This is a genomic window from Microcoleus sp. Pol10D4 (assembly GCF_036701555.1).
Taxonomy (GTDB): domain Bacteria; phylum Cyanobacteriota; class Cyanobacteriia; order Cyanobacteriales; family Microcoleaceae; genus Microcoleus.
The window spans coordinates 40964-50199 of record NZ_JAUBRA010000052.1 but is presented as its reverse complement, the minus strand read 5'-3'; the positions used below and the strand labels follow the sequence as shown (position 1 = coordinate 50199).

The window sequence follows — 9236 nt, the reverse complement described above, 5'->3', positions numbered from 1 at the left end:
ATTCATTTTTTATTGTCACAAGCAAGTATTGCATATAATTATATCATAGTCTTGATAATGATTTAGGATTGCTATATATGTGCAACATTACTACGAATAAATGTTACTGGATTGTTGATTTCGTGAGCAATCCCAGCTACCAGTTGACCGAGAGATGACATTTTTTCGCTCTGAATTAATTGTGCTTGGGTTTGTTGTAAGCTTTTAAAGGCTTGCTCTAAATCAAAAGTTTTTTGCCTTAAATCTTCCGTTTTTTGCGCTACTTCTGCTTCTAAGCTTTGGGAATATTTCTCTATTTGTTTATATAAACGAGCATTATCAATAGAGTTCGCCGCTTGAGCTGCGAGCATCTGGAGAATTTCTAATAGCTCATTAGTAAATGCTCCCACTGTTAAGTTATTTTCCAAGTACACAATACCGACGAGTTTTTCTTGCCGAATAATTGGAGTACATAAAACTGATTTAGGTTGATGAGCGATAATATAGCGATCGCCTGCAAATTGGTCGGCTTTACTTAAGTTGTCAAAAACAGCCGTCGCTTGAGTTCGTGCCACCGCATAAATCAAACTCTGAGGAATTTCCTGATATTGTTCCAGAGGAATTTCTAATATTTTTGTCTGCTTTTGTGCGGCTTGAGCTACGACTAACCATTGTCGGTCTTGGCGAAGCACTAAACAACCGATTTCTGCTCCCCCATTCGCAAGCGTAATCTGCATCAAAGTGACTAACAGTTTCGCGATCGCTGGTGACGAAAAGTCTTTAGCCATTTGTCTGGAAATTAAAGATCGGCAAGGGGAAGCAGCTTCACTCGGAAGTTTAGGTAACGCTTACCTCTTCCTGGAAGATTACAAACTCGCGATCGCCTACTATGCAAAGTCTTTAGCTATTTGTTTGGAAATCAAATACCCCATTGGTGAAGTTGCTTCTCTCAACAATCTTGGTAACGCTTACCGCCAATTGCAGGAAACAGAGTTAGCAATACAAAAATATCAAGGTTGCCTAGAAATTGCTACCCCCGAAACCATGCCACCCGAATCCTTTACAGCCGGCTATAACCTCGGTAACATTGCTTTGATCAAAGGCGACTGGCAACTCGCCTTAAAAGGATACGAACCCGCCATAAAAGCAGTCGAACAACTCCGCAAAGGTTCAACCACCGACGATCGCCGCCCAAAAATCATTGCAGAAGCTATCTCCGTTTACGCCAACGCCGTCCAATGCTACATCAACCTCAAACAATACGATAAAGCCGTCGAAACGGCAGACGGTTCCCGATCGCGCCACCTCGCCGACTTATTCGCCAGCAAGAACCTCTACCCCCAAGGCGAAATTCCCCCCGAAGTCGAAGAATACTAGCGCCTGCAACAACAAAGCGATCGCTTGCGTATTTCTGAAAATGACAGTACAAAAGCGATCGCCACCACTCGCCAGCAAACCCCCAACGGCGACGCTATCATCGAAAAGATTAAACAATTAGAATCTGAAAAACAGCAAGCTTGGCTAAAAATTCGCGACAAAGACCAAGTTTTGGCGACTCAATTGCAACCAGCCCCCTCAGTTTTGACCAGATGCAAGCCTTAATTCCCGATCCCGAAACCGCCATCCTCAATTTTTACACCACTGATGAGCATACCCACATTTTCATCTTGCGGCAAAATCAATCAACCCAACTCCACACCTGCGAAGGACAAGGATATGAAACTTTGCAATATTGGCTATTCAACAACTGGTTAAAGCCTTATAAAGAAAACCGAACCGCATGGCAAAATCAAATGGGTGAATTTCTCCACGAACTCGCCAATCACCTGCAAATTAATCAACTAATTTCCCAACCTCTCAACGGCATTCAAGAACTGATTATAATCCCTCACCTGTACCTGCATCAAATCCCCTTTGCTGCCTTACCTTTAAACAACATTCCCATTCCCCACAGCAATACAGCCTCCGACAGAACACGCGGCTTAAAACCTCTCAGCAAACCCACCATCACCCCGGCCAAAACCCCGCCCCAAAAACAACCCGAATACCTCAGCGATAAATTCCGCCTCCGCATCGTTCCCAGTTGCCAAATTCTCAACTTTTGCCACCAGCGAGGCAACCTCAAACCTGCCACAATGGGAATTGTGGAAAATGACACAGGCGACCTCGTTTGCGCTGGCTACGAGTGCGAAACCCTGGAAACCATGCACGAACTTGATAAAAATTCTCGCCTCCAATATCAGCAAGCGAGGATCGGCAACTATCAAAATTTACTCAACCAAGTGCAAGTCCTTCATTCCAGCCATCACGCCAGTGCCGATCTGAATAATTCCCTAGAATCAAAACTGCATTTATTTGATGGCGATATCAACCTCGGTCGTGTTTTTACCTGGAGATTTTCCGACTTAGCCGAAGTGTTCATCTCCTGCTGCGAAACTAATTTAACCTTTACCCAAATTACCGACGACCCGCTCTCCATTGCTAGCGGCTTCCTCTGTGCGGGGGCGCGAAATGTGGTCAGTACCTTGTGGGCTGTGGATGATTTAGCAACCGCTTTATTTTGCATTTTATACTATCAGGAAAAGCAGCATAATAGCCGTTCGGAATCGCTACGAAAAGCACAATTTAAGCTACGAAGCTTGACAGGCGATGAGTTGTCTGCTAAATATAAACGGCAGTTAGAGGATTATTTTGAGCACCAACAAAAAGGAGAACAACAAGCAGAAATTGTCAAAAATGTGCGATTGCATTTAGATTTGCTTTGTCGCCAAGAATTGCCGTTTGTCAGTCCCTATTATTGGGCAGGATTTGTATCGCAGGGTTTGGCGCAGGAGAAACAGAGGTCAAGAAAATCATCTTTTCACCCAAAAAAATAGCGCCTGAGTTCCCCCAGACGCATAGCATATAATCAACAAATTGTCTACTCTAACTTAACCGTTTAAAGCCTCAGCACCGCCGCAAACTTCCAGGATTTCCTGAGTAATTGCCGCTTGCCGCGCCTTGTTATAAGTCAGCGTCAAACTACCGATCAAATCGCTAGCATTCTCACTAGCATTGTTCATCGCCGTCATCCGCGCAGCCAACTCGCTAGCAGCAGACTCTTGCAAAGCCCGCAGCAATTGGTTGTTCAAATACAAGGGCAAAAGAGCATCCAGAATTTGCGCCGGATCTTGCTCGAAAATCATGTCGCGGGGCAAACTCTTCTTAGTAGGTGCAGAAACCTTTTCGCGCGATACTTGAAACTGCCCGCCTTGCGATGTCAATCGGAAAATTTCATCATCGGGAGTTTCCAAACCTTGGGGATCGAGGGGCAGCAAAGTTTGAATTACCGGACGCGAACTAATTAGCGACACAAACTTGGTGTAAATTAACTCAACTCTGTCCACAGTTCCTGACAGAAATAGCGACAACAATTCGTCCGCAATCATGGCTGCTTCCGGTGCTGTGGGAATTTGTTCCAAGTTAGCGTAAGTAGCATCGATCGGCTGTTCGCGGCGCTGGAAATACTGAGTAGCTTTGCGTCCTACCAACACGTATTTGTAGTCTAAGCCTTCAGCTTTGATTTCCTTAGCGCGATTTTCAGCGTATCTGATGATGTTGCTGTTGTAGCCGCCGCACAAACCCCGATCGCCCGAAACTACCAACAGTCCCACCGATCGCACTTCGCGTTTTTTCAGCAGCGGCAAATCCAGGTTTTCAAACTGCAAGCGTTCCGCCAAACCGTATAATACCTCTGCCAGTCGATCGGCAAAAGGCCGAGTAGCAGTCACCTGTTCTTGAGCGCGGCGCACCTTTGCAGCGGCCACCAAGCGCATTGCTTCTGTAATCTTTTTAGTGTTCTTGACCGACTTAATGCGATCGCGAATAGTTTTCAGATTTGCCATAACTTTCTCCTTACATCCTTGCCCGCATCTTCTTAATTAAAACCGCAGATTAACGCAGAGTAACGCAGATTAACTTCAGATTATCTGCGTTAATCCGCGTTCATCTGCGGTTCAAAATTCCTACTTGTCTACGCAGAAACTAGAAAACTTTGCTTGTATTCAGTGATGCCTTCTTTCAGCAGCTTCTCAGCTTCATCAGTCAAAGCTTTTCCGCCTTGAACAATTTCGCCGTACTTCGGCTTGCTAGTCCGCAAATAGTCGCGCAAACCAACAGTAAACTTGCTGACTTTTTCCACAGGAATGTCATCCATATAGCCGTTAATACCGGCATAGATTACAGCCACTTGTTCGTTCATCGGCAGAGGCGAACTTTGGGGCTGTTTCAACAGTTCCCGCAAGCGCTGACCGCGCGACAATTGATTCTGAGTAGCTTTATCCAAGTCAGAAGCAAACTGAGAAAATGCTGCCAGTTCTTCAAACTGCGCCAATTCCAGTTTCACCTTACCGGCTACTTTTTTCATCGCCTTAGTTTGAGCCGCCGAACCTACCCGCGATACCGAAATACCGGGGTTTACTGCCGGGCGCAAACCAGCGTTAAACAAGTCAGAAGAAAGGAAGATTTGACCGTCGGTAATCGAAATTACGTTCGTCGGAATGTAAGCAGAAACGTCACCAGCTTGGGTTTCGATAATTGGCAAAGCAGTCATGCTGCCTTCGCCCAAATCGTCGCTCAATTTAGCAGCGCGTTCTAGCAAGCGAGAGTGCAGGTAAAACACGTCTCCGGGATAAGCTTCGCGACCGGGAGGACGGCGCAGCAACAGAGACATTTGGCGGTAAGCTTGTGCTTGTTTGGAAAGGTCATCGTAAATGACCAAAGTGTGCTTGCCTTTGTACATGAAATACTCGGCTAAGCTAGCACCTGTGTAGGGGGCCAAGTATTGCAGGGTTGCGGGGTCACTAGCGTTGGCTGCTACTACGATCGTGTAGTCCATCGCGCCCTTTTCTTGCAGGACGTTGACGATGTTAGCTACTGTAGAAGCTTTTTGACCGATCGCCACGTAAACGCAGATCACGTTTTCCGATTTTTGGTTAATAATCGTGTCGATCGCGATCGCAGTTTTACCGGTTTGTCTGTCACCGATAATCAGTTCCCGTTGTCCTCTTCCCACCGGAATCATCGCATCAATAGCGGTAATTCCTGTTTGCATGGGTTCGTAAACAGAACGGCGAGAAACAATCCCCGGTGCCGGAGATTCAATCAAGCGAGATTCAGTAGTTTTAATTTCTCCTTTGCCGTCAATCGGACGGGCCAAAGCATCAACTACCCGTCCCAACATTGCTTCACCCACGGGGACTTCAGCAATTCTGCCAGTAGCAGTAACTGCCGAACCTTCTTGAATGCCGAGGCCTTGGCCCATCAACACTGCACCCACGTTATCTTGTTCGAGGTTCAGTGCAATACCCACGGTGCCGTCGGCAAATTCTAGCAATTCCCCAGACATGGCTTTATCCAAGCCATAAATCCGAGCAATGCCGTCGCCTACTTGCAGAACAGTACCGACGTTAGAGACTTTTACATCTTGGTCGTACTGTTCAATTTGCTGGCGAATAATGCTGCTAATTTCGTCAGGTCTGATTGCTGCCATGTCAGTTGTTTTTTGTCAGTTGTTTGTTGTCAGTTGTCAGTTATCAGTTGTTCAAAACTACCAACCGTTAACTGCTAATTAAATTAGCTAATAGTCATCAGCTATTAACTCTCAGGAATTCAAGCGAATTCCTAGACGGCGCAATTGTCCCCGCAGGCTGGCATCAATTACTTGAGAGCCTACTTTGATTACCACACCGCCGATTAAATCTGCGTCTATTTTGGTTTCAATTTCTACGCTTCTAGCGCTGGTCATCGCCTGCACTTTCTCGCGAACAGTCTGCTGTTGAGCGTCTGAAAGCGGGACTGCCGATGTAACTTCAGCCAATACTGTTTGGTTTAGTTCTCGGAGCCTTGCCAAGTATTGTTTGCCAATTCCTTCTAAAAAAAGAATTCTTCCTTTGTCTACTAATAGCTTCAGAAAGCTGTGCATCAAGGGGCTCATTTCTTCACCCGCTATTTGCTGAATCACGGCTTTTTTAGCATCCGGTTTTACCAGCGGATTGCCTAAAAATTGACGCAAATCTTCCGAACCTTCTAGCAGGCTCAGCAAGGAACGAATATCTTCGCCGAACTTCTCTGATAGATTGTTGGACTGAGCCAGTGACATCAAGGCAGATGCGTAAGGCTGTAAGACTTCTGTGCTGACTGTACTCACGTTTTAGCCTCCCAGTAACGCAATGCTGCGATCGATTAATTGGTGTTGAGCGCTGTCGTCCAAGCTAGTTTTTAGCTGGCTTTCCACCTTTGCTAATGCCAAAGATACAACCGCCGATCGCAGTTGGGCGATCGCTCTTTCCCGCTCCGCTTCCAACTCTTGACCTGCTGTTGCTCTCATGCGTTCAACGTCTTGCGCTGCCTGAGCTAGAATTGCTTCTTTTGCTTTCTTGGCAGTTTCTTCAGCAGCGGCACGAATGCGTTCGGCTTCTGCTTGCGCTTGAGTCAGTTTTTGCTGTTGCTCTGCTAGAGCTGCTGCTGCATCTTTTTGGCGTTTTTCTGCTTCTTGAATCGCCTCTTGGATGGCCGAACGCCTCTCTGTCAGGATTTTACCTACAAATCCGCGCCCGAAATAAAACAGCACTGCAATAATAATGACCAGGTTAATCAGGTTGGTTTCTAAAATATCGAAATTTAAACCGAAACCACCTTCGCCGCTAGCTTCTGTGGCTAGCAATAAAACAGTCCCCATGATACTCTTCCATAATTGCGCGTGCAGATTGGGTGAAGCGATTTTAGATTTGAGATTCTATCAAAAATCTAAAACTCTTCGGTCTCGCTATTTGGCCAGCGACTGCCCTAATAGCTTTTCGAGAATTTGGCCGCTGAGCGCGTCTACTTGTTGTTCTAGTGAGCGCATTGCTTCTTGCTTTTGCTGCTCTATTTCTTGCCCAGCCTTTTCTCGCGCGACTTGAGCTTCTTGTTGAGCCTCAGCTACTTTTGCTGCCCCAATTTTTTGGGCATCAGCTTGAGCAGCAGCAATTACTGATTGAGACTGTTTGCGAGTTTCTCCCAGTTTTTGCTCGTACTGCTGCGCTAGTTGCTGAGCTTTTGCCAAGCGTTCTTGGGCGGAGACTTGAGTGTTGCGAATGTAATCGGCGCGATCGTCAATTGACTTGCTGAGCGGCTTGTAAAAAATTACATTCAAGACTGCGACTAGAATTAAAAACTGCACCGCCATCAGAGGCAGCGTAGCATCTATATCAAACAGTCCCCCTTCCTTAGCCGCTTCTTCAACTGCTAGTAATACTGTCCAGTGCATCATGATTTTTTGACGGCTTCCATCTAATTCGCTTAATCGATTTTAGATTTGAGATTTTGGATTAGAATCGCCAAAACCTCAAATCTAAAATTTTCAATTATTATGCGAAGGGGTTGGCAAACAGCAGCACTAGGGCTACGACCAAACCGTAAATTGTGAGCGCTTCCATGAACGCCAAACTCAACAGCAAGGTGCCGCGAATTTTACCTTCTGCTTCCGGCTGACGAGCAATCCCTTCTACAGCCTGACCTGCTGCATTTCCTTGACCAATGCCAGGGCCGATTGCGGCTAAACCTACTGCCAAAGCGGCGGCAATTACGGAAGCGGCAGCAACTGTTGAGTCCATGATGATTTTCCTTATCTAAAGTACAAAATTGAGAACAGATAGTCTACAGAATTGTCCGATTTAACGGGAGGAAGTTTGAGTTCAGAAATTTTCTTTTTCCTCCTTCATTCTTCGCCGTTTATCGTTAGTTAATCGTGGTGTTCTTCGCCGTGACCGCCTTCTAGAGCTTCACCAATGTAGGCGGCGGCTAAGGTAGCAAAAATCAAAGCTTGAATTGCACTCGTAAATAGTCCCAGAACCATCACTGGCAGAGGAACAAATAAAGGCACTAGCAACACTAGCACTCCGACCACCAATTCGTCCGCAAGAATGTTGCCAAACAAACGGAAACTTAGGGACAGAGGCTTAGTGAAATCTTCTATGATTTTGAACGGCAACATGAAAGGCACCGGTTCAACATAGTGGGCGAAATACCCCAAGCCGCTTTTGCTGAGACCTGCATAAAAATATGCTAGAGAAGTCAGCAGTGCAAATGCTACCGTCGTGTTGATGTCAGCGGTAGGAGCTCCCAATTCGCCTGATGGCAGCTTAATCAGCTTCCAAGGAATTAGAGCGCCAGACCAGTTTGACACAAAGATGAACAGAAATAATGTACCAATAAACGGTACCCAAGGGCGATATTCTTTTTCCCCAATTTGGTTTTTAGCCAAGTCCCGAATAAATTCCAGCGCATACTCCATAAAATTTTGCATTCCGCTGGGAATTCGCTGGATTTTGCTGGTTCCTAAAATCGAAACTACGACTAAAACAGCAATTACAAACCACGAGGTTAGAAAAACCTGTCCATGAACTTTCAGATTGCCGAGTTGCCAGTACAACTGCTGGCCAACTTCCAATTTGGCGAGGGGGAAACGATTAAAGGTGTTTAGAACGTCAAGCATTGCCATTCAACGGGCTTCCCCATACAAATCGATGAGTTGAGTTTTGCTCTTCTTACCTGACTTACCTGTAATCTAGTGCTAATGCACTTCGGATCACGTAAACCATCAGCGCAGCTTTGTAAGTCAGAAATCCCAAAAATATCGGTAAAATCTGTAGCTGATTCCACTGTGTTCCTACTATCATCACCGCGAAAAACAAACCGAGCCTTGTCTTGCTGATGCGTTGATTTTGGCTGCCGATTCGTTCAACGTCTCTAGCCAACATCTTTAAGTAAACCACACCTGTGACCGCCCCAAGCAAATAATTCAGGGCAATGTTGAGGGAGTAAAAAATCCAAACGGAGATAAAAATAATCGCCGTAAAAGCAAGGGTGTACGCCAACAACTCTTGTTGGAGGCGATAAAAGTCTTGCATGGGATTCGTTGTCTCGGACGAGACTGTCGAGACTGTTGAGACTGTGCCAGCTTGAGGAATATCCTCGGTTGCTGGTGTGGGTTCGGTGGGTGTGTTTTGCGTGTTCACGAAGCTCAGAAACTAATGCAGGTAGCAGGCGAGTGCTTTGCAAACTCAGAAAAATAATACCACGCTGCGGTAACAATACTTAAAATAAAATTAATCATATTTTCGGAATTTGGTGTCTGGCGCTTCGGAAACCTCAAGCCGTTAAATGTCCGATCGACCTCACTCTACTTCTCCCACCGCCACACTGCACTTGGTTACACATTGTTCCTTTGGTTCTCA

12 protein-coding genes are annotated in these 9236 nt (G+C 45.9%); 3 read left to right on the top strand and 9 right to left on the bottom strand.

Translation table 11 applies throughout. The features are described 5' to 3' along the window. Positions 1–71: 71 nt before the first annotated feature. On the bottom strand, positions 72–767 hold the full coding sequence (locus tag QUA36_RS22580; RefSeq protein WP_333459173.1) for a GAF domain-containing protein: 696 nt from the start codon (positions 765–767) through the stop codon (positions 72–74). Here QUA36_RS22580 and QUA36_RS22575 point away from each other — a divergent pair. Genes QUA36_RS22575 through QUA36_RS22565 form a run of 3 tightly spaced genes read left to right on the top strand, consistent with a single transcriptional unit; the run spans position 721 to position 2855 of the window. Next, on the top strand, positions 721–1356 hold the full coding sequence (locus tag QUA36_RS22575; RefSeq protein WP_333459172.1) for a tetratricopeptide repeat protein: 636 nt from the start codon (positions 721–723) through the stop codon (positions 1354–1356). The genes QUA36_RS22580 and QUA36_RS22575 overlap by 47 nt on opposite strands. Before the next feature lie 24 nt (positions 1357–1380). Further along, positions 1381–1581, top strand: a complete 201-nt coding sequence (locus tag QUA36_RS22570; RefSeq protein ID WP_333459171.1) for a hypothetical protein — start codon at positions 1381–1383, stop codon at positions 1579–1581. Then, entirely contained in the window at positions 1569–2855 is a 1287-nt protein-coding gene (locus QUA36_RS22565) for a CHAT domain-containing protein (RefSeq protein WP_333459170.1), read from the top strand. The genes QUA36_RS22570 and QUA36_RS22565 overlap by 13 nt, the downstream gene beginning before the upstream one ends. Before the next feature lie 54 nt (positions 2856–2909). Here the strand turns inward: QUA36_RS22565 and QUA36_RS22560 are convergent, their stop codons facing one another. The 8 genes from QUA36_RS22560 to QUA36_RS22525 all read right to left on the bottom strand — a co-directional run bounded on the left by QUA36_RS22560 (position 2910) and on the right by QUA36_RS22525 (position 9017). Next, complete coding sequence (locus tag QUA36_RS22560; RefSeq protein ID WP_333168390.1) at positions 2910–3863, bottom strand: F0F1 ATP synthase subunit gamma; 954 nt, start codon at positions 3861–3863, stop codon at positions 2910–2912. Between the two features lie 128 nt (positions 3864–3991). Continuing rightward, a complete protein-coding gene (gene atpA, locus QUA36_RS22555; protein WP_333037344.1) occupies positions 3992–5509 on the bottom strand; it encodes a F0F1 ATP synthase subunit alpha in 1518 nt (505 codons plus the stop codon). 111 nt (positions 5510–5620) lie between these two features. Beyond that, positions 5621–6166, bottom strand: coding sequence for an ATP synthase F1 subunit delta (gene atpH, locus QUA36_RS22550; protein ID WP_333459169.1), 546 nt, complete (start codon positions 6164–6166; stop codon positions 5621–5623). A gap of 3 nt (positions 6167–6169) precedes the next feature. Further along, complete coding sequence (locus QUA36_RS22545) at positions 6170–6697, bottom strand: F0F1 ATP synthase subunit B (RefSeq protein ID WP_190740265.1); 528 nt, start codon at positions 6695–6697, stop codon at positions 6170–6172. An 87-nt stretch (positions 6698–6784) separates the two neighbouring features. Further along, the gene (locus tag QUA36_RS22540; RefSeq protein ID WP_006631106.1) at positions 6785–7270 is read right to left on the bottom strand and encodes a F0F1 ATP synthase subunit B'; all 486 of its coding nucleotides are present in this window, start codon (positions 7268–7270) and stop codon (positions 6785–6787) included. Between the two features lie 97 nt (positions 7271–7367). Beyond that, the gene (atpE, locus tag QUA36_RS22535) at positions 7368–7613 is read right to left on the bottom strand and encodes an ATP synthase F0 subunit C (RefSeq protein ID WP_242717122.1); all 246 of its coding nucleotides are present in this window, start codon (positions 7611–7613) and stop codon (positions 7368–7370) included. 128 nt (positions 7614–7741) lie between these two features. Further along, entirely contained in the window at positions 7742–8500 is a 759-nt protein-coding gene (gene atpB / locus QUA36_RS22530) for a F0F1 ATP synthase subunit A (RefSeq protein WP_242717111.1), read from the bottom strand. Positions 8501–8555: 55 nt separating this feature from the next. After that, a complete protein-coding gene (locus QUA36_RS22525) occupies positions 8556–9017 on the bottom strand; it encodes an ATP synthase subunit I (RefSeq protein ID WP_333037348.1) in 462 nt (153 codons plus the stop codon). Positions 9018–9236: the final 219 nt, after the last annotated feature.